Consider the following 21,542-nt stretch of genomic DNA (forward strand, 5'->3'; position numbering starts at 1 on the left):
CTGTTATTTTTTAGGGCGATGACCTACCGGCTGTTGTCCGTTGCCCGGATGTTTAGTATTTGTCGTCGTTGATTTCGATCCAATAGCCGTCCGGGTCCCGGAAATAGATCTGCTGTACGCCGTCCACCCTTTTGTTGATGGTATTGGGTTTCCCGGGCCAGTCTTCGTAAGTGACATGGTGTTGCTCCAGTACGGCGATAAAGTCCTTCATGGAAGGAACGCTGAAGCAAAGGTGGGTGTCTTTGGGATGCACATCCGCTTTGGCGGCCCCGGAAATAATGTGCAGCTGGCTGTGGTCTCCTACTTTAAACCAGCTGTGGCGGCCGTCTTTAAAAGGTTCGTCCATCACTTCAAGACCGATAACGTCCCGGTAAAAGGTGGTAGCGCGCTCCAGGCTGACTACATAAATCGCGATATGGTTCAGCGAAGGGTATTTTTTAGTCTGTGCTTGTATGCTCGTGGAAAGTCCCATGATGGCAAAGAAAAGAATAACTATTGTCTGTTTCATACAAACAAGATAGAAAAAAGATTTAGAGATTTTTTGATTTACGATTTATGAATTTAAAACGCAGCGGAGACCACCTGGATAGTGCGATCTCCGCTGCGTTTTAAATTTATAAATCAAAAAATCTGTAAATCCGTAAATGATTTAGTTGCTTTTAAAAGCGACAGACTGGATAATGACGTCCAGTTTCTTTAAAACCGGGAGGTCTGAACGGATGGTTTTATCCCCGGTAACCTGATCGTATGTTTTAGGATCGCCGGTATTATTTGCTTTCAGCTGGATGACCACATTTTTTCCTTCGAGGGCGCCGCCCTGCCAGTCGCTCACCAGTCCGCCGTTGGTCCATTCAAAGCCATTGATGCGGAAAGGACGGCCGTTTACTTTGATCAGTTTGGCCAGCGGATCGCCGGCTTTAATGCCGTACGGGGATTTCCATTTGGAAGGGAAATGGGAGAAGGTGAGGATATTTCCGTTTTCGCCGTCAAACTGCACTTCCAGTTCATCGTCGGTATCCGGGTAGATCACGTACGCTTCGCCCTCTTTGGTACCGGCCAGGTCGATAGCATCACGTTGGGTAACGTTGTCTTTACCGAACATGTCTACCAGTTGTTCCGGGGTACGTACCTGGAACAGCGGTTTTACCTCCCAGCTACGTGTATCCGCCACAGGTGGAGCGGAGATGGCAGCGCCTTCCGTTGTGGTGGCGGCGCCGGCAGCTGTTTCGCCGGTGGTGGCAGCCGTAGCGGCAGCGGTATTATCTGCTGCAGTCACCTGGGCAACGGAAGCCGGGGCCTGTTTACCGGTCACCGGACCGGTATAGGTTTTCAGGAAGTCGCTTTTATCTTCCAGCAGGGCCTTGGTATCGTTCTTATATTTATTGGCGGTGTAGGTGGCCAATGGAAAAACGCTGTTGGTCTGCAGGTTCATCCCGCGCAGGTTGGCGATGAACCGCTGCCGGTTACAATCGCTGTACTGGTACAGGTATTTCAGTGCCGCGTCCAGGGCAGGAAGGTCATTTTTCAGGTTGAACATGGTGGAGTCGATGTCCAGCCCGCCGGCACCGCTGCGGGTCAGCTGCTCCGCGATATAACCGGTAATGGAATCGTTTTTTAACGTATAGTGATGGGCCACCCGGCTGGAGAAATCTGCTGCAATAGTTTCCGACAGCCTGGTCTGTGCGCTTAACGCCAGCGGAAAAATCAGGGCAACCAATATAAAAAGCCTTTTCATGTGCGCGGTATTGAATGATAGTAAGTGATAATGGTGACTGCTTGAGCATCACTAAATTATGTAATATTTGCCATTGTCGTCGAAAATACTACGGTGACGGCCGGAATATCTTAAACGTACAGATACTAAAATATAGTATTTTTAAATCCTGCAAAATCACCATCATCTGAAGCCAGAAAGAATCCACAAAATTTTTCCTCAGAACTATCTGCCAATTGCTTATTTTAGTCATCAAATCGAGAATCCAGTGGGCAATGAAGAAGCTGTTCTGTTGCAAAGGCTGCAACAAGGGGATACCGAAGCGTATATAGCACTATATAATCAGTATTATCCCTCACTTTACACTTACATACTCCACTTCATTAATATCCCGGAACTGGCCGAAGATGCACTACAAGAGGTGTTTATAAAGATCTGGGAGATTAGGGAGCGCATCAACCCTGAATTATCGTTCAGCGGTTACCTGTACCGTATTACCCGGAATCATGTGTTTAAACGCTTAAAAAAGATCAGCGCCGATACGGCCCTCCGTTTACAGGCGATGCAGGAATTGCAGCACCAGACCGAAGATGCAGATACACAGCTGCTCTGGAAACAATATGAATCGTTACTGCGCCAGGCCATAGCGCAGCTGCCGCCCCAGCGGCAGAAGGTGTTCAGGCTTTGCCGGGAAGAAAGCAAAAGCTACGAAGAAGTAGCCGTGGAACTGGGCATTTCCCGCAATACCGTAAAGGAGCATATGGTGCTGGCCATGAAAAGTATTAAATTCTTCTTTTATACTAACACAGATGGTATTCTCCCCCTGTTGTTGGTTTCCGGTCTCCTGGTGACCCCCTCCCGGTAATTTTTTTTCTCTTCCACCCACCCTACCTTCTTTTTTTGGGATAGTAATATATATGCCCGCAGAAAAGAACAATGAACATTACCGCTTATTGCTGCAACGCTGGCAGCAGCGGACCTGTAGTCCCCAGGAAGCCCTTGAGCTGATGGACTACCTGCGGGACGATGTTTCCGGCCGTACCCTTCTGAGCGAGATGCAGGTCGCCTTCCGGCAGGTAAAGCCAGGTGACGGCATTCACTCCGGCGAGCCCGGCGACAGGGTCCGAAAAGAGCTCCTGCTGCATATACAGGGCGCCCCGGCCATACCGCTGGCTCCGGGGAGAAATTATGGCTGGTTGAAACTGGCTGCGGCAGCGGTGGTGTTACTCGGTTTGACTATTCCGGCGGTATACTTTCTCCGGAAACCGGTGGCCACTACCGTGGCGGTTACCACGGAAAAGGCTGCCCTGGCTGTAACACCCGGCGGGCATAAAGCTGTACTCACCCTGGGCAACGGGGAAAAAATAGTGCTCGACAGCGCCGCTATACGTCAGCTGGCGCAACAGGGCAACAGCGCTGTACATAACCAGGATGGACAGCTGGTATACGTTAAAACAAAAGAAACCAACGGCCCGCCTGTTTATAACACGCTCACCACCGGTCCGGGTGAAACCTACCCGCTGGTATTGGCCGATGGCAGCAAAATATGGCTGAATGCCACTTCTTCTATCCGCTTCCCCGCCGCCTTTGCAGGGGATGAACGCCGTATAGAGCTTAGCGGCGAAGCGTATTTTGAAGTGGCACATGATGCCCGCCGGCCTTTCCGGGTGCTGGTAAACCAGGTGACGGTAGATGTGCTGGGCACCAGCTTCAATATCAACTCCTACCCGGATGAAGCCACTATCAATACCACACTGCTGGAAGGCGCAGTGAAGGTGAACAGTAAGAAAGAAAGTATACAACTGGCGCCTGGTGAACAATCGCAGATAAGCCCCGGCGGCCATGTAAAGAAAATAACCGGCGTAAACACCGCTGAAATAATAGCCTGGAAAGAAGGCTACTTCCAGTTCGAGAGCACAGATCTGACCACCGTACTACGGCAGTTTGCCCATTGGTATGATGTGGAAATTATATATGAAGGCCAGCTCAGGCCCAGGAAATTTTTCGGAATGATCAGCCGCCGCAGCAGCCTGATGAATGTTTTAAAAATGCTGAATGCCAACGACGTCAACTACCGCTTAGAAGGAAAAAAACTGATTATAGAAGGCGATTAAAGCCTGGAGGTGAACAATTATATCAACCAATATGACGGGAATGTTATCATAACAAGGCTTGTAAAGGAAAATAGTACAACCAAACCATTCTCTCAATCAAAATTCAGCACAAGTATGCAATTACGTACTAATGCCAGTTGCCGGTGTAAGAGCGACCGGCGTCCAACCAAACATCTGAAGGGCAGCCAGCTACTGGCCCTGCTATGCTTCGCCACCGCGGTACAGGGGAGCGCAGCCCCGGACCAGGTAGTAAGCCTGTCGATGAAAAATGTTACCGCCAAAGAGGTGTTCCGGGAAATCAACAAACAAACCGGCCTCAATATCCTGGCAGATGAAGCCTTGCTGGAAAAAAGCGGCAAGGCCAATATCACGGTGAGCAACATGCCTGTAAACGACGCGTTACATCTTTTTATGCGTAACCAGCCCCTTACTTACAGTATTGAAGGAGGCGCTATCATTGTTAAAACAAAACCGGCAGTGCAGCCGGCTACCACACCGCCGCCACCCATCGAGGTGCACGGCGTGGTTACCACCGATAAAGGTCAGCCACTGCCCGGTGCTACCGTAACGGTTAAAGGCACCAAACTAGGTACTGTTACCAATACAGACGGTAGCTTTAAGATTAATGCCAACCCCGGGGAAACATTGGAGATTTCTATGGTGGGTTTTAAAACCTGGTCGGTTAAATTCGACGGTAAAACCACCAGCTTTAAAGTAACGCTTTCCGAAGAAGTATCTAACCTTACCGACGTAGTGGTGGTGGGTTACGGTACCACTAAAAAGAAAGACCTCACCGGTTCCATCAGCTCCATTTCCAGCGAAGATATGAACCTCGGCGGCGTGACCAGCAATGCTGCACAGGCCATCCAGGGCCGTGCGGCAGGTGTGCAGGTGAGCCAGTCGAACGCTGCCCCCGGCGGACAAACGATTGTGCGCATCCGCGGAGGTAACTCCATCAAATCCACCAACGAACCACTGTACGTAGTGGATGGCTTCCCCTCTGAAACAGGAAAGGACATCAACCCGAATGACATTGACGATATACAGATCCTTAAAGACGCCTCCTCCACCGCTATCTATGGGGCCCGCGGCGCTAACGGCGTGGTAATGATCACCACTAAAAGAGGCAAGAGCGGCCGCGCCGCCATTCAATACGACGGCTATTACGGCACACAAAGGATCGTGAAGGAATATGATAAAATGAATGGCCTGGAGAATATGCAGGTCACCAACGCCAAAGCCATCGAAAAAGGACAACCTGCTTTTTATACGCCTGCCGACCTGGCCAGCGGCCGTGACAACAACTGGTTTAAACTGGCTACCCGCCCGGGCACCGTGCAAAGTCATAACTTAAGCGTGAGCGGTGGTACTGCGGAAGACAGGGTAGCACTATCCGGCAACTACTTCAAACAGGATGGTGCGCTGAAAAATACCTCTTTTGAAAGATACTCTGTGCGATTGAATTACGATAAACAATTCGCAAAACGGTTTAAAACAGGAGCCAGCGTATATGCATCACATGCTTATACCAACTTCAAAACCTATGATGGTAACATCGTGCCTTCCAACGTAATGTACGGCGTGATCACCGCCTCTCCGGCTATTCCCGTGTACAACGACGATGGCACCTACGCCCGGTTCAAAGGAAGGGATAACCCGCTGGCCTGGCTGATGGCGCCTACCAATGACCGGTTCGAGAACAAAGTGAACATGAACGTATATGCCGACTACCAGATACTGGACGGCCTTAACTTCCGTGTGAACGGCGGTACGGAATATACCACCACCAAAGAGGGCACTTATCTTCCCCGCGACCTGGTAGATGGTGAAAAAGTGCAGGGCAAAGCCAGTTTAAATGACCTGGCGGTTTCCCGCAATCTCGTGGAAGCCTATTTTACCTACCGGAAAATATTTAATACTATCCACTCCCTTAATGTAGTGGCAGGGGTATCTTACCAGTCCGATAAATACCAGAAACATTATTCCCTGGTACAGAAATTCAGTACTGATGCCTTCCTTTACCACAACCTGGAAGCTGGCACAGAACGGCTGTCGAGCACCAGCAGCACGATACCCGCAAAAATGGCCTCTGCCTATGGAAGGATCAACTACTCACTGAAAGATAAATACCTGGCTACAGTGACCGTACGTCGTGACGGATCATCAAAATTTGGCGGCAACAAACGCTTTGGTATTTTCCCTTCCGGTTCCCTCGCCTGGAGAGCCGGTGAAGAAGCGTTCATCAAGGACCTGAATATTTTCTCTAACCTGAAAGTAAGAGGAGGCTACGGTGTTACCGGTAACGATAGAATCGGTGATTATATTTACATGTCGCTCTTCGGGCCTACCAACGTGTCGCTGGGAGAAGGCAGCAACAGCTACGGCGGAACGGTAATTACCCGCCTGCCTAACGAAAACCTGCAATGGGAAAGTACTGAGCAGCTCGACCTGGGCATTGATATGGGCTTTTTCAACAACAGGGTTTCCGCGACGATCGATTACTACCGGAAAAAAACCAACCGGTTGATCTTTGATATGCCTATCGGCGACTGGAACGGTTTTGCTGTACAAACAGTAAATGCCGGCAGCATTGAGAATAAAGGAGTGGAATTATCTGTTACGACAGAAAATATCATCAATCATGCGTTCACCTGGAACACCACTGTGAATATTGCCTATAATAAACAGAACTGCCTTGATCTGGGCGGCAGGCCATATGTGATCACGCAAACCGCTAATCTCTATGGCGGTCGTGGTATGGACTTTACTAAACTGGAACCGGGACGCGAATTAAGTACGTTCTACGGTTATATTTATGATGGCGTCATAAAAACCGGTGAAGCGCATCCTGCACAACCCAACTCCAAAGCAGGAGATCCTAAATTCAAAGATATCAGTGGTCCCGGCGGTAAGCCTGACGGGATTATCGATGCCAACGACCGTACCTATCTCGGCCATGCCAACCCGCATTATATCTATGGAATCAATAACAACTTTACCTATAAAGGATTTGAACTGAACATTTTTCTGCAGGGCGCACTGGATTACAGCCTGTACAACGGTACAGGCCTGGTGCTGGAATCAGGTCCCGGTAAGGCCGCACTGAACAGGTGGACCACCAAAAACGAAAACACCGATATACCGAGAGATGGATATGCTATTGCCTACGGCGGTCTGATGAACTCCCGCTTCGTGGAAAATGCTTCTTACCTGCGCTGTAAAATGCTGATGCTCGGTTATAATATCCCCGTGGCCAAAACTTTCCTGAAAAGCCTGAGAGGCATTAAGGTATATGGCTCGGTACAAAACTTATTCACCATTACTAAATATACAGGATCGGACCCCGAGGTAAACAGCAATCTCAATAGCAGCGGCAACAACGCCAACCTTTCGTCAGGATTGGATTATACCGCCTTCCCTGCTTACCGCACATTTACTGCGGGTCTTAAATTGAACTTTTAACCTGTAAACCGGAACAAATGAAATACGCATATATCGCACTCACCACCTTGCTGCTCGGCGCCAGTTCGTGCAAGAAACTGGTGGAACCCAAAGTATACAGCTATCTCACGGATGCCAATGCATTCCTTACGCTAAGTGATGCCAAAGCCGCCGTAAACGGCGTTTATTCAAGGCTTAAGCAACCCAGCGGCAGATCAGATGCCTGGATGTATTACGCCGGGTTCCAGGTTACTATTTCGGACCTTACCACAGATATAGGTCACGCCAGTTCCGGCGGGGATGTAGGACTGATGTCCGACTGCCAGTGGGCGCCGGCCAATACCTATCTGGCCTTTGCCTGGCAGCATCAGTATAAATTGGTGTCAGATGCCAACATCTCCCTTTATTATATTCCCAGGATGACCGCCATTACAGATGCGCAGAAAGCACAGTTCACCGCGGAACTACGCTTCCTGCGCGCACTGGGTTACGTGGACCTGACAGATGCGTTCGGACCGGTAATCGTTGTAACGGAAGAAACGGTGGCGAAAAATATTGCGCAGCCTGACTATGAGGCCGCATTACCCACCACCCCGGTGGCAGAAATCAATAAGATGATCATCAGCGACCTGGAATTTGCGGCTGCCCATCTCCCTGTAAATTATTTAAACAACAGTATCTACAGCAGCAACGATATCGGCCGTGCTACCAAAGGTGCTGCGTTGTCATTGTTGTGCAAACTGTATATGCGTGAACATGAATGGCAAAAGGTGCTGGACCTTACCACACAGATCATGACGCTGGGATACGGATTGTATCCCACCTATGCGGGGCTGTTCGCAGAGAAAAATAAATGGTGCCAGGAGAGTATCTTCAGCGCGCTGGCAGACCCCTTGGTAGATGCTGTGGAAATCTTGAACCACTTCGGTCCTATCAACAATCCGCAGGTAACAGACAGATGGCAGTACTTTGCTTTAACCTGGTATTTCTGGAATACTTTCGGTGCGAATGACGACCGTAAAAAAATGTTCTATTCCGACTATGTGGGCACCGATGGCCTGCATTATATGCAGGCACCTCCGGGACAAACCAATCCGCCGGAAGGATACTACTACATGCCGGACGTAGCTACTACCAAGTTCGCCGATCCGAATGGCTCCACCACGTACTATGACGGGCATGTATTTCCCATTCTCCGCTACGCTGATATCCTGCTGTGCAGGGCTGAAGCGCTGAATGAGCTGAATGGCCCCAATGGTGAGTCCATTGCGCTCATTAACCAGGTAAAAGCCCGCTCTCATGCCACCAATCTAGGCGCCGCCGGTACCTTCACAAAGGAGAGTTTAAGGGATGCTATTCTACAGGAACGGGGCTGGGAGTTTTTCTTTGAATGTAAACGCAGGCAGGACCTGATCCGCATGGGCAAATATGAAAGCGTGGTAAATAAATATCTTACCGCCGTGGGAAAAACAGCCACCATTAACCTGGCGCGCGATAAATATTTTTCCTACCCGCAGGCGCAAACGGACTTAAACAAAAATCTCAGCAATAACGGTCGCCGTCAATAGTGGCGGTTACTACCTTTCTAAATTATTCAGTATCGATGATCTCATTGAATAAATTACAACGCCTGCTGCCATTGCTGTCAATGGCGGCAGCGTTGTTGCTGTTTGCGACCGGTTGTATGAGCAGTGGCGGCAACGATATTGTGTCCATTACGCTTCTTCCGCAGGGGCAAAACGCTATCAGGATAAAGACAGCTGTCCTGTGCACCGATACCGTAGATGCTGCCGTGGAATACTGGCAGAAAGGGAAGGAGCAGCAGCACACTGTTACACCGCTGTCTGAGCACCAGGTCAGCCATAGCATTGTGCTCACTAACCTGTTGCCTGAAAAGGCTTATGAGTACAGGGTTTTAACCGGTCATGGCAAAGATCTTTATCCCAGCAAAACCTATACGTTCAATACATTTGGTTTGCCGGTGTGGATGAAAGACATGTTCAGCGTGGTATGCCCCGATAGCTCGGTGCTGCCGGCCGCTTTTAAGAAAGGCTATGTAATGCTTACACGCCGCGACGATCCGGGCGTCCTTTTCCTGCTGAATGCAAAAGGCAGCATTGTTTGGTACCACCAGGTAAGCGGCACCGGCTTTAAAGTAGCCCGGTTTACGGAGCATAACACTTTCCTCACGCTGCTGGGTGGCCCCGGCTATGAAACCAGCTATGGCGACCAGATCCTGGAATTGTCCGTTTCCGGCGATACGCTCGCTCATCTGAAAAAAGGACAACAGGACTTCCAACAAACCATCCATCACGAAATACTGTTGAACCAGGCGGACCAGTTTGTAACACTTTGTGTGGAAGAAAGAATCTTTGACCTCAGCCGCAAAGGCGGCAGCAAGCAGGATACGGTAAAAGGCGATGGTATCCTGGTGCTGGACAGGCAAGGTAAACAGATCTGGAAATGGACCGTGTTTGATGTGCTGGACCCACTGGACGATAAAAACATCTTAAAAGAAAAACAAGACTGGATGCACGCCAACTGCATCGCATTTGATACAGATGGCAACTACCTCATTTCTTTTTATAACAACGGGCAGATATGGAAGATAGATGCCCGCACGGGCAAGCGCCTATGGACATTCGGGAAAAACGGCGATTTTAACCTGCCGGCAGCCTCGCTGTTTGACCAGGCGCATGCACTACATATCAATGAGCACGGCGAACTAATGTTCTTCGACAATGGCGTCAGCAAAAAGACATCCAGGACGCTCTCCTTTAAACTGGATGAAAACGAAAAGCAGGCCACACTTTGCATCAACACTACGCTGCCACCGGAGAATTACAATGAGCGGATGGGCAGCAGCTATTTAGTAAGCGACACCACCCTGCTGCAATGCGCCACCAAGAGAAATACCGTTATACTGACCAATTTCCAGGGGAGGTTTCTCTGGCTGCTGAGAACGGGCATGTCGTCTTACCGGGCTTCCTTTATCCCGGCGGAAAAACTGGCCCCATACATTATTCAGCCAGGGTATGAACAATAATTGTGCACTACAAAAAAAAATATACATGAGAAGCTTCATCGTGATCTGCGGAATCTGTTGCTGGGGGATAGCTATGATATCTTCCTGCGGAACAGCAGTAACAGGAGAAACAAACGCCACCGCGCTTGTACAACCGGATAGCGTTTCCTATATCAATATCGATACCACGCTGATACCCAATGGTCCATTCGGCGAATCGGTAAAGTACGGCCGGGAGCTGATGCTCCATACCGCACGTTATATAGGGCCGGACGGTAGTGCAGGAAAATTCCTCGGTAATAAAATGAACTGCACTAACTGTCACCAGGATGCCGGCACTAAAGCGTTTTCGTTTAACCTGATGTCGTCGCATGACAACTACCCGCAATACCGGGCGAGGGAAGGCAAAGTGCTCACCCTGGCGGAAAGGGTTAATAACTGCGTAATGCGGCCGCATAACGGCAAGCCCCTACCATTAGACAGCAAAGAGATGGTGGCATTTCTTTCGTACTTCAAATGGATCAGCACTTTTGTGCCTAAAGACAAACCTTTTAAAGGTGCCAAAAACCTGCATCTTACTTTTCCGGATATAGCCGCCAACCCCGAAAATGGCCAGGCACTCTACCAAACCAACTGTGCCCGCTGTCATGGCCCTAATGGAGAAGGCCAATGGAATGCGGATAAAAGCACTTACGTATACCCCCCGCTGTGGGGCAACGCCGCCTATCAGCCCGGTTCCAGCATGCACCGCGTTATCAAACAGGCAGAGTGGCTGAAAAACAATATGCCTTACGATAAAGTAACACCAGGCAAACCTTTCCTCTCCGATAAGGAAGCAATGGACATAGCAGCATTTGTAAACAATGATAAGATCCACTCCCGTCCCAATCCTAAAAACTTCGATTACCCGCATATCGCTGAAAAGGCCATCGATTATGACCATGGGCCTTTCGCTGACACGTTTTCCATGGCGCAGCACAAATTCGGCCCCTACCAGCCCATCATTGATTACTGGAAAGCGAAAGGGTTGAAGCCAGTATATTAACGGAGGATCACCTTTGGCAATGGAGCATGGATGGGCCGCTTTGTCCAATTTGGAGCCCACTCCTGGCCTTAATATATGTAATTGTCCGGGTTAAATTTTATATTTTGCATCTATACCGGGCTCCGGCCCGGTTATTTTTTAACTGACCATTGCCAGAATTACCCGTTGTTATGCGAAATGTTTTGTACCTGTTGTTGGTATCCCTGCTAATGTCCTGCGCCGGGCAAAAGACAAAATACTCGGTGGAAGACGTACCAGACCCCAAAAAAAATGGTGGCGGCTACATCAGCAATCCCGACCACCTCCTTTCTGACGGAACGGTCGGCAGCCTGAATGAAAAACTGTCTGCCCTCGACAAAAGCGGCAAGGCGCAGGTAGCCATGGTGCTGCTGAAATCTATCGGAGAAAATGAGCCTACCGATTTTGCCCACAAACTGTTCAACTATTGGAAAATCGGTGATACGGCTACCAACAATGGTCTGTTGGTACTGCTGGTGGAAGATGCCCACCGGCTGGTGTTTGAAACAGGAAAAGGACTGGAAGGGGAGATGCCCGACGTGATCTGTTTCCGTATCCAGCAGGATTATATGATTCCCTACATCAAAAACGGGAATTACGATCAGGCGTTCGGGGAAGGCCTGAAATCCGTTTCCGCCCAGTTATATAGCGGCAATTATGCCTTTGATAAAGACATACAGCCGGAAGTGGAAGACCGTTCCCTGATGCATGAAGATACGCGGCAGCAATCTGAGCCACAGGGCCTGGTAGCAGCGCCTGCAGCGCCGGCGGAGATAACAACCGATCCCAACGAGGCGGAAGCCGCCATGCCCACCGGGATGTCTCCGCCGGAAAGCATCGCCGCCCCGGAATCTTTTGTGGACCGGCTGTCTCCGGCCATCGATTATTCAAAGACTGGCGACTTCAGCGGAAGTGCCTTTTTTGCAGGGTTCCTTTGGCTGGCACTTTCGGCGGCTATGATGAGTGTGTTTTTCGGTAAAAGGCGGAAACAGAAAAAAGGAGAAGATGCCATGCCGGTGAAGATGAAGGACATGCCCAACGACTTCCTGCGTCCCGGGCTGGCGGGATTGTTCCTGATACATGCCACGGCGATTGTTGCGCTTGCGTACCTGTTTTTCAAAAAAGGCTGGACCATCAACTTCCTTACGGTATTCGTCGGCTATTATATCTTATGGGTGTTGTTTATACATCTGGCGGTGCTGGTGATATTCATCAGGGCGAAGAAAGCGCTGGGCGACAAAGACAGCCACGAGCAGTGGCAATCCTACGCCCGCACGGCCCATAAGCTGAGAACGGCCAAATACATTTTCCCGCTGCCTTTCCTGTGGTTTTACCTGGCAGGGCTCAAACGGCGGATGGATCGGCTGCGCAATGAGCCGCACGATTGTCCGAATTGTTCCCACCCCCTGCATAAACTGGCTGAAAAAGACGAAGATGTCTATCTCAAAAAAGAGCAGGTGATAGAAGAAGATCTCATGGCGGTGGATTATGACGTCTGGAAATGTGATACCTGTGATTATAAGCTGGTACTGGATTATACCAACGTGCGCTCCGCCATGTCGGAATGTCCGCACTGTTCATATATCTCACTTGAATGTAAGCAGTCTGTTACCAAAAAAAGAGCGACTACCAGGGAGGCCGGGTGGGGCGTCACTACCTACGCCTGCGCCATATGCTCATATAAACATGATTATCGGTTTGTGATACCCCGGATCAGCGAATCTTCTTCCTCTTCTTCATCGTCATCCTCGTCGTCTTCCTCTTCTTCCAGTTGGGGCGGAGGATCTTCCGGCGGCGGTGGCGCCAGCAGCAGCTGGTAAACAAACATAAGAAAGGGCGTACCGTTACGGCACGCCCTTTCTTATGTTCGTTCTGTTTCGTTACTGGTCTGCCTCCATTTTACCAACGATCTGGTATCCTGTACCATTGTTGGTGGTTACCTGCTGGTAGTACATACCGTCGGGTGACAGGTAGTATTGTTGCCCGTTGATCTGTACGGAGCGGCTGCCTTCGGGAAGCTTGTTCAGGATGTCGGGAGGTACCGTTTCCGTACTGTTGTTGTCGGTATCGTTACTATTACTATTGTTATTATCGCTATTCTGCGGGCTTACCACGGTATTGCCGATCTTACCGTTTTTACCCACCACTTTAAACCTGCGGCCGTTGTCGGTCATCACTTCCTGGTAGTAGGTGCCATTCAGCTCGTAATAGCTGTTGCCGTTGAACTGCACTTCAGCAGCGCCATCCGGCAGGTCTGGCACGGCTGCGTTCATGGGCGGGTCTACCACGCGGTAGCCGTTGTCGTTCCGGTCAGATGCGTAGTAAGTGCCTCCATAGTAATACACGGGGCCGAATTGCGGTCCAAGCGCGAAGTAGCCGTAAGGCAGGGTGGAAACATAAAGCCCGATACGCGGATAATAAAAAGGACGGTACCGGTAGTAGCGGGGATAGCGCGGGCCATACCAGCCATGGCTGTAATAGGCGCCTCCGTGGTATACGGGGCCGCGATAACCGTGGTAATAGCCGCCTCCTCGGCTGTAGCCGGGAGAAACCCTTACCGGGGGCGTATAATGGGAGCCTGATACGCGTCCTCCACCGCTGAAGCCCCCACCACCGCGACTAACACGATGTTGAGCATAAGCGCCGCCTGCTGTTGCTGTGCATAACAGCCCAATCAACACAAACAGCATATAAAATCTGTTTTTCATCTTCTTCGGATTATAATGTTTAGACTGATTTCAGATCCAATAGTTTAAGTCTCTCCTCAGGCAGAAGGCGTGCTGAGTGCATCGGTGAATTGTTGTGACAATTCAATGATTTTAGCCGATTTCGCCACGCCCAACACCCATGTTGGGGGGATGTTGTCCGGTCCGTAATGCAGGCCTGCGCTTGCGCCGGCTACTGCCGCGGTGGTATCGGTATCGCCGCCCAGGTTTACCGCCGTGAGCACTGCATCCTGGAAATTGTTGGTATTCAGCAGGCACCAGAGCGCGCTTTCCAGGGTATGTACCACATAACCGGAGCTCTGGATGTCTTTTTCTTCCAGATTGGTAATATTATCCTGCAGTACCCGGTTGAAAATCCTGATTTCGACGGGATTGAACTGGTTGGCCATGATAAAATCGTTCACCGCCGCCCGCATGACCTGGTAAGATTCCTGGAGGTCTTTGATGGTCAGCAGGTTCCGCAGGAACTCCACGTAAATGAAACAGGCCATCACCGACCGGAAGTGGGCATGGGTAATGCCGGACACCTCTTTTACGATATGGTAACGTTGCTTGATATTTTCTTCCCGGGCAAGGTAAATAGCTACCGGCATAATACGCATCAGGGAACCGTTACCGTTTTCAAACTCTTCAAAACCGCCGGAGAACAGGGGAGAAGTTCCGCTGCCTACCCGTGTTAAAGCGTGGCGGGTGGTATGGCCGATGTCAAATACCTTATCATGTGCGCCCCAGTAGCCTTCGGCATACCATTTCAGGAAGGTTTGGGCCATATGGGTGAGATTATATCCTTGTGTGAGACTTTCAGCTGTACAAAGAGTAAGGGACGTATCGTCTGAAAAAGTGCCCGGAGGCTGGTTCCAGCAGCCGTAGCCCGTGAATTCCCGGATGGGATTTTCCCGGAGGTAGCTCCTGGTTTGAAACTCAACCGGAACACCGAGCGCATCGCCGATGGCGGTACCGAGAAAAGCGCCTGTGATCTGTTGTTGCATAGCATGGGGATTTATACACAGTTATATAGAAAAACGTGCCAACAAATGTTTTCGGTATGTGAAAGCCGCTGTTTGTTCAGTTTGTACAGCGGATTTTAGGTCTGTTCAGTCTTGTTCATTCGTTAAACGGCCCGGATGACTGTCTCTTTGTTCGGTTGGCGTTTTATCTTTGCATGGTAACAATTAGTACTGACACCAGCAGTCACCCCGGTGCATTTCTGGTAACAGGAAAGGATAAACGGAATCGTTTTTAATGTTGACCCCGGCGGTTACCGCCCCATTGTTTGTTTGACAGCCATCACAGGCAGCTTGTCTGATAAACAACTACAGGCACACGCCCCTCAAACCCCATTGCTTTATGCACGCTTTTTTATTTAACACACAGTACAAGACCTGTACTTTCCTCGGGAAATACCATTACTGTTGTTTTGCGCTGTGCTGGCTCAATTAGCCGTAACCTCTTTAACCAATCATTGCTACTGATTCGACAGCAATTTAATGGGAATAGGTGGATGAAAAGGACTGTTTTTCCAGACGGTCCTCTCTGAAGAATTTTTCTGAGTCCAAATGCAGGTATATATAGATGAAGGCTGATGGGACTGCCTTTCCAGGTGGTCCCCTTCAGAAAACGTCTTGCTGCCGCTGACGGGCCGTTACATAAATGTTGGAATGCCATGTAAAAGAAGGATAGGAAAGGGACCATCTTTCCAGGTGGTCCGGTTTTCTACCCCGCATGGTTGTCCAGGGAAACTAAAAGTGCCATATGAACCATGTGGACAACTGCTATAAAACAGCTTGTTCGCAGTACGATTGATTCAGCTTCAGGGACCGTCTTTTCAGACAGTCCCCTGCCGGACAACTCAGGTTGCGCAGCAACCTTCATCATAAATCAAAGTGCTCTATTCATAAGCGAAACGGTGGAATTTAATCACGGACCGTTTTTCCAGGCGGTCCTGCTTTAAAGATATTTCAGATAAGGACGGATTGAGAATGGTAAGATCAATATCAGCATGGGCTGCCTTTCCAGGCGGCCTTATATCATACAACTGATGAGTCATGGGTTAAGCATGGGGCGTTTGTTTAAACTGCCCCGCTTTTTTACCTTCGCCTGGTGCGCCTTCCGGAGGCGCAGGAAGGAAACCCGCTAAAACCCGTTTTTTATGCAATATCATCAGTTAGGTAAGTCGGACCTGCATATCAGTGAAATCAGCTACGGCTGCATGTCGCTGGGTCGTGACGATGCAGACAACGCCCGCCTGGTACATCAGGCCATGGACGGAGGGATCAATTTTTTCGATACCGCCGACCTGTATGACCATGGGCAGAATGAAATCTCCCTGGGGAAAGCGCTGCAAGGCAGGAGGCAAAACGTAATTATCGCCAGCAAAGCCGGCAACCAGTGGCGGCCGGATGGCAGCGGGTGGGACTGGAATCCCCGCCGGGAGTATATTCTGTCGTGTGTGGAAGAGAGTCTGCGCCGCCTCAATACCGATTATATCGATTTGTACCAGCTGCATGGCGGCACCCTCGAAGATCCGACGGACGAAACGATATCGGCTTTCGAAACCCTGCAGCAGCAGGGAAAGATCCGCTACTACGGGATTTCCTCGATACGTCCCAATGTGGTCCGCACTTTCGCGGAACGGTCCAATATCGTGAGTGTGATGATGCAGTACAGCCTGCTGGACCGCCGTCCGGAAGAAAGTTGTTTCCCGTTGCTGGAACAGCGTAACATCGGCGTACTGGTAAGGGGTGCTGTGGCAAAAGGATTATTGATCGGCAAAACGCCGGCGCCTTACCTGAACTATAACGAAGCGGAAGTAACAAAAGCTGCCGCGGCAATACAACAGCTGTCCGGTGCTGGCAGGAGCGCTGCCGCTACGGCGCTGCGGTATGTTTTGCAGCAACCGGCTGTTACGGCTGCGGTGGTGGGCATGCGCACGGCGCAGCAGGTACAGGATGCGTTGGCGGCAGTCCGCGCTACGCCGCTCACGGCAGCGGAAATACAGCAGCTGCGGCAGGTGCTGCCGGCCAACCTGTATGAGCAGCATCGCTGATGCAGCAGTAGCAGGATCTTTTATTATATTGTACAGAACAAAAAGTCCTTCGTATGCAGAAACTCAAAATAGGCATGTTTCTTTTTCCGGACATGACCATATTGGACTTCACCGGCCCTTATGATGTATTTGTAAAAGCGCCTTGTTTTGAGGTGGTGCTGTTGGGAGAAACAATGGCGCCCTTTAAAGTGGAGGGTGGGCTGACGATACAGCCGTCGGTGGCGATGACAGCCTGTCCGCAGCTGGATATTCTGTTTGTGCCCGGTGGTAAAGGTATTAATGCGTTGCTCACCAATGGTGCGGTGCTGGATTTTCTCCGGCAGCAGGCGCTGGGGGCGAAGTATATCACGAGTGTTTGTACAGGTGCGCTGGTGCTGGCTGCGGCCGGACTGTTGCAGGGGTATAAGGCTACTACCCACTGGCGTTCGCTGGAGCTGCTGCGTATGCTCGGTGTGGATGTGGTGGAAGAACGGGTGGTGAGAGACCGTAACCGGATCACCGGGGGCGGTGTAACGGCCGGTATTGACTTTGCGCTGTCGTTGACAGCCATGATCGGAGGTGAGGAGCTGGCGCGTATTGTTCAGTTACAGCTGGAATACAATCCCGCGCCGCCTTTCCGGGCAGGTTCGCCGCATACCGCCGGCACGCCGGTGTTACAGGCTACGCGGGAACTGACCAAACATATGCTCGAAACACGGAGAGGTATTATCCGTGCATTGCTGCAGGCGCACGGAATGCCTGCTGCGCCGCAGACCTGATGTCGCATATTTCCCGGAGGCCTATCATGCGTTGGCGTTCCGGGTCCCATACTTTCAACCGGAAGCAGGCCCGTATATCGCGGATGCGCAGTGAGGTAACCGTTACCTGCTGCAGTTCCGGAAACGCTGCCATCACTTCCGGCAGGCGGTAGAAAGGAATACGGGCATTCAGGTGATGGATATGATGATAGCCGATATTACCGGTAAACCACGCCATTAAAGGATGCATCTGCATGTAGCTGGAGCTCAGCAGCGCAGCTTTATCGTAGCACCAGTTCTCGTTGTCGTTAAAGACGACGCCGGGGAAGTTATGCTGCGCATAGAACAGGTAGGCGCCAATGCCACAGGCGATGGTAAAAGGAATAAGTATAAAAAACAGCCAGCTTTGCCATCCCAGGAAATAAAAGACAGCGATGCTGCCGGCGACATGCAGTATCATGGCCAGCAGGGAGTCCGCATGTTTGCGAGGGCTGCTGGTGAAAGATTGCCAGCACATGCCGATCAGGAACATAAACAGGTAGCCGCCCGCAATGGTGGCAGGATGGCGGGTAAACAGGTAACTTCTTCTTTCTCCGCTGGACATCTGCTCAAACCGCTGCCGGGTAGCGATCGCGTAAGACCCGATACTGGCACTGAAAAGCTTTGAATTGTGTTTATGATGGTAGTCGTGTGACCGCTTCCAGATGCTGGTGGGCGCCAGTATATAGATACCGAACAGCGTCATGATGGCGTTGGCTATCCGGGAATTATGCAGGATAGCATGGTGCTGGTGATCGTGATAAATGACGAACATCCGGACAATGAGCAGTCCGGAAAGCACACTGCCGGCTATCCGGAAGGGAAGTGGCAGCAACAGGGTGCTGGCGAGTGCCAGTATTAACAAACATAAGGTAGTAAGCAGGTACAACCAGCTCTTCGTTCTTTCTTCACATGCATACGGCTTGGTAGCCAGAATTAAGTCTTTGCCTTGCAGCATAATTGTTGTCGGATTTCGTAAAAAATTACAGGTTACTTATTGTTGAACGGCGGGCCGCTGGTGTTTCCATCGTTTATGGGACCAGAGCCAGGTGGCGGGTTGTTCGATGATATCCGCTTCCAGTTGGCGTGTATGCAAGGCCGTTATTTCGCCTTCTTTTTCTGTAGAAGGAGTGGCGGTAAGCATATGGGCAAATACAGTGTAAAAACCTCTTTTGTCCCGCTGTACGCTGACGTATACCACGGGGTAGTTTAATTTCTGCGCAATTTTCTCTGTTCCTTTAAATACCGGCGTATCCTGGTGGAGGAATGTCATCCAGTGTGCGGTCTGCGGTTGTGGCGCCTGGTCTGCAATAAAAGCGGTGGCGCTCACGTGGTCGCGGTTTTTGACCATGTCGCGGAAAGTATCCTGCATGGCAATCAGTTTGGTACCAAAACGGGTACGCATTTTATACATCAGGCCATTAAAATGTTTGTTGACCAGCGGATGATAGATCACATACAGCTGTTGACGGCACAGGATGCTGAAGGTATTGCCCGCCCATTCCCAGTTGCCTTTATGCCCCATGACCAATACTACGCTTTGCTTTTCGGCCGCCAGGCGGTCAAACAGCGCTACGGTCTCATCAGTGAAACGGCAGTGGCGCACCATGGCTTCACGGCTGATGGTCAGTGTTTTAAACGTTTCGAGGAAGAGATCGCACAGATAATGGTAAAAATCTTTGCAAATCCGTTTAAGCTCGGCTTCGTTTTTGTCAGGAAATGAGTTGCGCAGGTTCTGCATCACCACCTTTTTCCGGTAGCCCAGCAGATGATACAGTAAGATAAAAAGCAAATCGCTGACGAAATATAGCATTCGGAAAGGCAGCAATGAGACAAAATAAATTACCGGCAACAACAGGTAGTAGGCAATAACAGTCAAGTCAGCGTAGGTTTTTGATGCTCTAAGAGCATTATGAAAAATGTAAATATATAGGAAAGACAGAACTTTTCACAATATAGCCTTAAAAACAAGGCATTGTTAGGTTTTAGTATCTTTATCAGGGCATCTTTTGTAAACTTTAACATATGATGATGAAGGTTATCCAACAATTGACCAGATGGACATGCCTTGCGGCTGTCATTGGTATGTACAGTTACTGCGCCCGTTCGCCGTACGCAGCCACGAATAAAATTTACCGGCAGAAAGCCAAGGGGTACGCCCGGGTGATACGTGAACAACCCGCGGCATTGCCGGGTGAAAACGGCATCAGGCCCGCATGGTGGGCCGGTACCATCAATTATAATCTGCGTAAACCGAATATGGTCATTATTCATCATACTGCCCAGAATTCATGTGAACAAACACTCAAAACCTTTACCCTGGAGCGGACACAGGTCAGCGCCCACTATGTGGTGTGCCGTGACGGGACCATCCATCATATGCTGAATGATTATCTCCGTGCCTGGCATGGCGGCGCTTCCCGCTGGGGCAATATCACTGACATTAACTCCGGTTCTATCGGTATTGAGCTTGATAACAATGGCGCAGAACCCTTTGCCCCCGCACAGATCAGCAGCCTCATGATCCTGCTGGACACACTGCAACATCGCTACAATATCCCGGCTGCCAACTTCGTGGGCCATGGCGACATCGCCCCCGGCCGCAAGGTAGACCCCAGCGCTTACTTCCCCTGGCAGCAGCTGGCCGCCAAAGGTTTCGGCCTCTGGTACGACGATACCACCCAAACGGTAGTACCGCCCGCCTTCGACAAATGGCAGGCCCTCCGCATTATCGGCTACGACCTGAAAGATACCGCTGCCGCCATGCAGGCCTTTAAAAGACACTTTATGCCGCAGGATACCCTGCTTCCTTCGCCGGACACCGATAACAAGGTGCTGTACGGCGTGATGAAAAAATACCAGTAACCCGGTCTTTGAGGTATGACACCTTAAGGGCCGGCTACCCCTATGCCCGTACTTTATTTATTTTGTAGTGTGCGTTAAATGAAGTATTTTAATAATGAGTTAGATGGAACAATAACCAAAATCTGAGGCCCAATATCACAACAGCATAGCTATTGCCTTTTTTCCTCGTTATCATAATTTCTCTTGCCATGAAACGCACACTCCAGTTCTCTTTACTGCTGCTGCCAGCTGCCCTGATCGTATTGGCCGCCCGTCAACAGCCCGCTTCCGCGAAAATCCATTACCAACCTGTGTCCGACACCACCTGCCTGGTAAAACATGAAAACACCTTCGACTTCCCCGACAGCCTGCGAAAAAAAGTAAACGCACTGATCGAAGACAAAGTAGCCGGCGGCATCGAAGAAAAAGGAATCATCACCTGGGAAAACTCCCCCGATGCGCCTGAATACTACCAGATTATACTGCGTAAAAACAAAGTCTCCATTAAATACAAAGGCATCATCTGCCAGGATAAGCTGATCGCTGAAAATATCGATGCCTGTACCGCAGAGCTGAAGAAGTTGTTGAATAAATAGAGGATGTCAGATTTATGATGTCCCCTCTGGTCTTCGCCCGCCGGCATGTACTGTCGGTATCTGTATCAGTCTCCGCATGCTACTGCGTATTGGCTTGCCCGATAAACATGTCATGTTAGCTGTAAGGTATTATCCCCGGGCTGCAGCCCGGGGATAAGGTATTTCATTGATTATTTGCGTCGTCACTTTTTTGCATT

Annotated in this window: 17 protein-coding genes; 11 read left to right on the plus strand and 6 right to left on the minus strand. The window is 50.2% G+C overall.

Features of this window, described 5'->3' with window-relative positions:
• Positions 1-52 precede the first annotated feature (52 nt).
• Positions 53-508 (minus strand): VOC family protein, encoded by a 456-nt coding sequence (locus B5D63_RS00215; protein ID WP_078666781.1) that lies wholly within the window; start codon positions 506-508, stop codon positions 53-55.
• A gap of 141 nt (positions 509-649) precedes the next feature.
• Positions 650-1,735 (minus strand): hypothetical protein, encoded by a 1,086-nt coding sequence (locus tag B5D63_RS00220; protein ID WP_078666782.1) that lies wholly within the window; start codon positions 1,733-1,735, stop codon positions 650-652.
• A 247-nt stretch (positions 1,736-1,982) separates the two neighbouring features.
• Between B5D63_RS00220 and B5D63_RS00225 the strand changes: the two genes are divergently transcribed.
• The 7 genes from B5D63_RS00225 (at position 1,983) to B5D63_RS00255 (ending at position 13,177) form a co-directional block, all read left to right on the plus strand.
• Positions 1,983-2,579, plus strand: coding sequence for an RNA polymerase sigma factor (locus B5D63_RS00225; protein WP_159455837.1), 597 nt, complete (start codon positions 1,983-1,985; stop codon positions 2,577-2,579).
• A gap of 52 nt (positions 2,580-2,631) precedes the next feature.
• Positions 2,632-3,828, plus strand: a complete 1,197-nt coding sequence (locus tag B5D63_RS00230) for a FecR domain-containing protein (RefSeq protein ID WP_078666784.1) — start codon at positions 2,632-2,634, stop codon at positions 3,826-3,828.
• A 114-nt stretch (positions 3,829-3,942) separates the two neighbouring features.
• Entirely contained in the window at positions 3,943-7,290 is a 3,348-nt protein-coding gene (locus B5D63_RS00235; RefSeq protein ID WP_078666785.1) for a TonB-dependent receptor, read from the plus strand.
• Positions 7,291-7,307: 17 nt separating this feature from the next.
• Positions 7,308-8,837: a RagB/SusD family nutrient uptake outer membrane protein gene (locus tag B5D63_RS00240; RefSeq protein WP_078666786.1), complete on the plus strand. Its 1,530-nt coding sequence runs from the start codon at positions 7,308-7,310 to the stop codon at positions 8,835-8,837.
• 35 nt (positions 8,838-8,872) lie between these two features.
• Positions 8,873-10,315: an aryl-sulfate sulfotransferase gene (locus B5D63_RS00245; protein ID WP_078666787.1), complete on the plus strand. Its 1,443-nt coding sequence runs from the start codon at positions 8,873-8,875 to the stop codon at positions 10,313-10,315.
• 25 nt (positions 10,316-10,340) lie between these two features.
• Positions 10,341-11,339: a c-type cytochrome gene (locus tag B5D63_RS00250; RefSeq protein WP_078668476.1), complete on the plus strand. Its 999-nt coding sequence runs from the start codon at positions 10,341-10,343 to the stop codon at positions 11,337-11,339.
• A 170-nt stretch (positions 11,340-11,509) separates the two neighbouring features.
• Positions 11,510-13,177, plus strand: a complete 1,668-nt coding sequence (locus B5D63_RS00255) for a TPM domain-containing protein (protein ID WP_078666788.1) — start codon at positions 11,510-11,512, stop codon at positions 13,175-13,177.
• 60 nt (positions 13,178-13,237) lie between these two features.
• Here the strand turns inward: B5D63_RS00255 and B5D63_RS00260 are convergent, their stop codons facing one another.
• Positions 13,238-14,065 (minus strand): DUF6515 family protein, encoded by an 828-nt coding sequence (locus tag B5D63_RS00260; RefSeq protein ID WP_078666789.1) that lies wholly within the window; start codon positions 14,063-14,065, stop codon positions 13,238-13,240.
• Between the two features lie 56 nt (positions 14,066-14,121).
• Entirely contained in the window at positions 14,122-15,072 is a 951-nt protein-coding gene (locus B5D63_RS00265) for an ADP-ribosylglycohydrolase family protein (protein ID WP_078666790.1), read from the minus strand.
• Positions 15,073-16,232: 1,160 nt separating this feature from the next.
• On the opposite strand from B5D63_RS00265, the gene B5D63_RS00270 reads away from it, so the two are divergent.
• On the plus strand, positions 16,233-17,129 hold the full coding sequence (locus B5D63_RS00270) for an aldo/keto reductase (protein ID WP_078666791.1): 897 nt from the start codon (positions 16,233-16,235) through the stop codon (positions 17,127-17,129).
• Between the two features lie 53 nt (positions 17,130-17,182).
• Positions 17,183-17,887 carry a DJ-1/PfpI family protein gene (locus B5D63_RS00275; RefSeq protein WP_078666792.1) on the plus strand — a complete coding sequence of 235 codons (705 nt, stop codon included), beginning with the start codon at positions 17,183-17,185 and terminating at the stop codon, positions 17,885-17,887.
• Here B5D63_RS00275 and B5D63_RS00280 read toward each other — a convergent pair.
• Both B5D63_RS00280 and B5D63_RS00285 read right to left on the minus strand, forming a co-directional pair.
• On the minus strand, positions 17,835-18,863 hold the full coding sequence (locus tag B5D63_RS00280; protein ID WP_078666793.1) for a fatty acid desaturase family protein: 1,029 nt from the start codon (positions 18,861-18,863) through the stop codon (positions 17,835-17,837). The genes B5D63_RS00275 and B5D63_RS00280 overlap by 53 nt on opposite strands.
• A 36-nt stretch (positions 18,864-18,899) precedes the next feature.
• A complete protein-coding gene (locus B5D63_RS00285; RefSeq protein WP_143312707.1) occupies positions 18,900-19,784 on the minus strand; it encodes a lysophospholipid acyltransferase family protein in 885 nt (294 codons plus the stop codon).
• A gap of 146 nt (positions 19,785-19,930) precedes the next feature.
• Between B5D63_RS00285 and B5D63_RS00290 the strand changes: the two genes are divergently transcribed.
• Both B5D63_RS00290 and B5D63_RS00295 read left to right on the plus strand, forming a co-directional pair.
• Entirely contained in the window at positions 19,931-20,770 is an 840-nt protein-coding gene (locus tag B5D63_RS00290; RefSeq protein ID WP_235021430.1) for an N-acetylmuramoyl-L-alanine amidase, read from the plus strand.
• 188 nt (positions 20,771-20,958) lie between these two features.
• The gene (locus tag B5D63_RS00295; protein ID WP_078666795.1) at positions 20,959-21,345 is read left to right on the plus strand and encodes a hypothetical protein; all 387 of its coding nucleotides are present in this window, start codon (positions 20,959-20,961) and stop codon (positions 21,343-21,345) included.
• The last annotated feature ends 197 nt before the right edge of the window (positions 21,346-21,542 follow it).

The organism is Chitinophaga eiseniae, assembly GCF_900167135.1.
Lineage (GTDB): Bacteria > Bacteroidota > Bacteroidia > Chitinophagales > Chitinophagaceae > Chitinophaga > Chitinophaga eiseniae.

What these genes read in the sequence shown, in the direction of transcription:
- B5D63_RS00215 (WP_078666781.1), bottom strand. Translation starts at nt 508, where the DNA reads ATGAAACAGACAATAGTTATTCTTTTCTTTGCCATCATGGGACTTTCC.
- B5D63_RS00220 (WP_078666782.1), bottom strand. Translation starts at nt 1,735, where the DNA reads ATGAAAAGGCTTTTTATATTGGTTGCCCTGATTTTTCCGCTGGCGTTA.
- B5D63_RS00230 (WP_078666784.1), top strand. Translation starts at nt 2,632, where the DNA reads ATGCCCGCAGAAAAGAACAATGAACATTACCGCTTATTGCTGCAACGC.
- B5D63_RS00235 (WP_078666785.1), top strand. Translation starts at nt 3,943, where the DNA reads ATGCAATTACGTACTAATGCCAGTTGCCGGTGTAAGAGCGACCGGCGT.
- B5D63_RS00240 (WP_078666786.1), top strand. Translation starts at nt 7,308, where the DNA reads ATGAAATACGCATATATCGCACTCACCACCTTGCTGCTCGGCGCCAGT.
- B5D63_RS00245 (WP_078666787.1), top strand. Translation starts at nt 8,873, where the DNA reads ATGATCTCATTGAATAAATTACAACGCCTGCTGCCATTGCTGTCAATG.
- B5D63_RS00250 (WP_078668476.1), top strand. Translation starts at nt 10,341, where the DNA reads ATGAGAAGCTTCATCGTGATCTGCGGAATCTGTTGCTGGGGGATAGCT.
- B5D63_RS00255 (WP_078666788.1), top strand. Translation starts at nt 11,510, where the DNA reads ATGCGAAATGTTTTGTACCTGTTGTTGGTATCCCTGCTAATGTCCTGC.
- B5D63_RS00260 (WP_078666789.1), bottom strand. Translation starts at nt 14,065, where the DNA reads ATGAAAAACAGATTTTATATGCTGTTTGTGTTGATTGGGCTGTTATGC.
- B5D63_RS00265 (WP_078666790.1), bottom strand. Translation starts at nt 15,072, where the DNA reads ATGCAACAACAGATCACAGGCGCTTTTCTCGGTACCGCCATCGGCGAT.
- B5D63_RS00270 (WP_078666791.1), top strand. Translation starts at nt 16,233, where the DNA reads ATGCAATATCATCAGTTAGGTAAGTCGGACCTGCATATCAGTGAAATC.
- B5D63_RS00275 (WP_078666792.1), top strand. Translation starts at nt 17,183, where the DNA reads ATGCAGAAACTCAAAATAGGCATGTTTCTTTTTCCGGACATGACCATA.
- B5D63_RS00280 (WP_078666793.1), bottom strand. Translation starts at nt 18,863, where the DNA reads ATGCTGCAAGGCAAAGACTTAATTCTGGCTACCAAGCCGTATGCATGT.
- B5D63_RS00290 (WP_235021430.1), top strand. Translation starts at nt 19,931, where the DNA reads ATGATGATGAAGGTTATCCAACAATTGACCAGATGGACATGCCTTGCG.
- B5D63_RS00295 (WP_078666795.1), top strand. Translation starts at nt 20,959, where the DNA reads ATGAAACGCACACTCCAGTTCTCTTTACTGCTGCTGCCAGCTGCCCTG.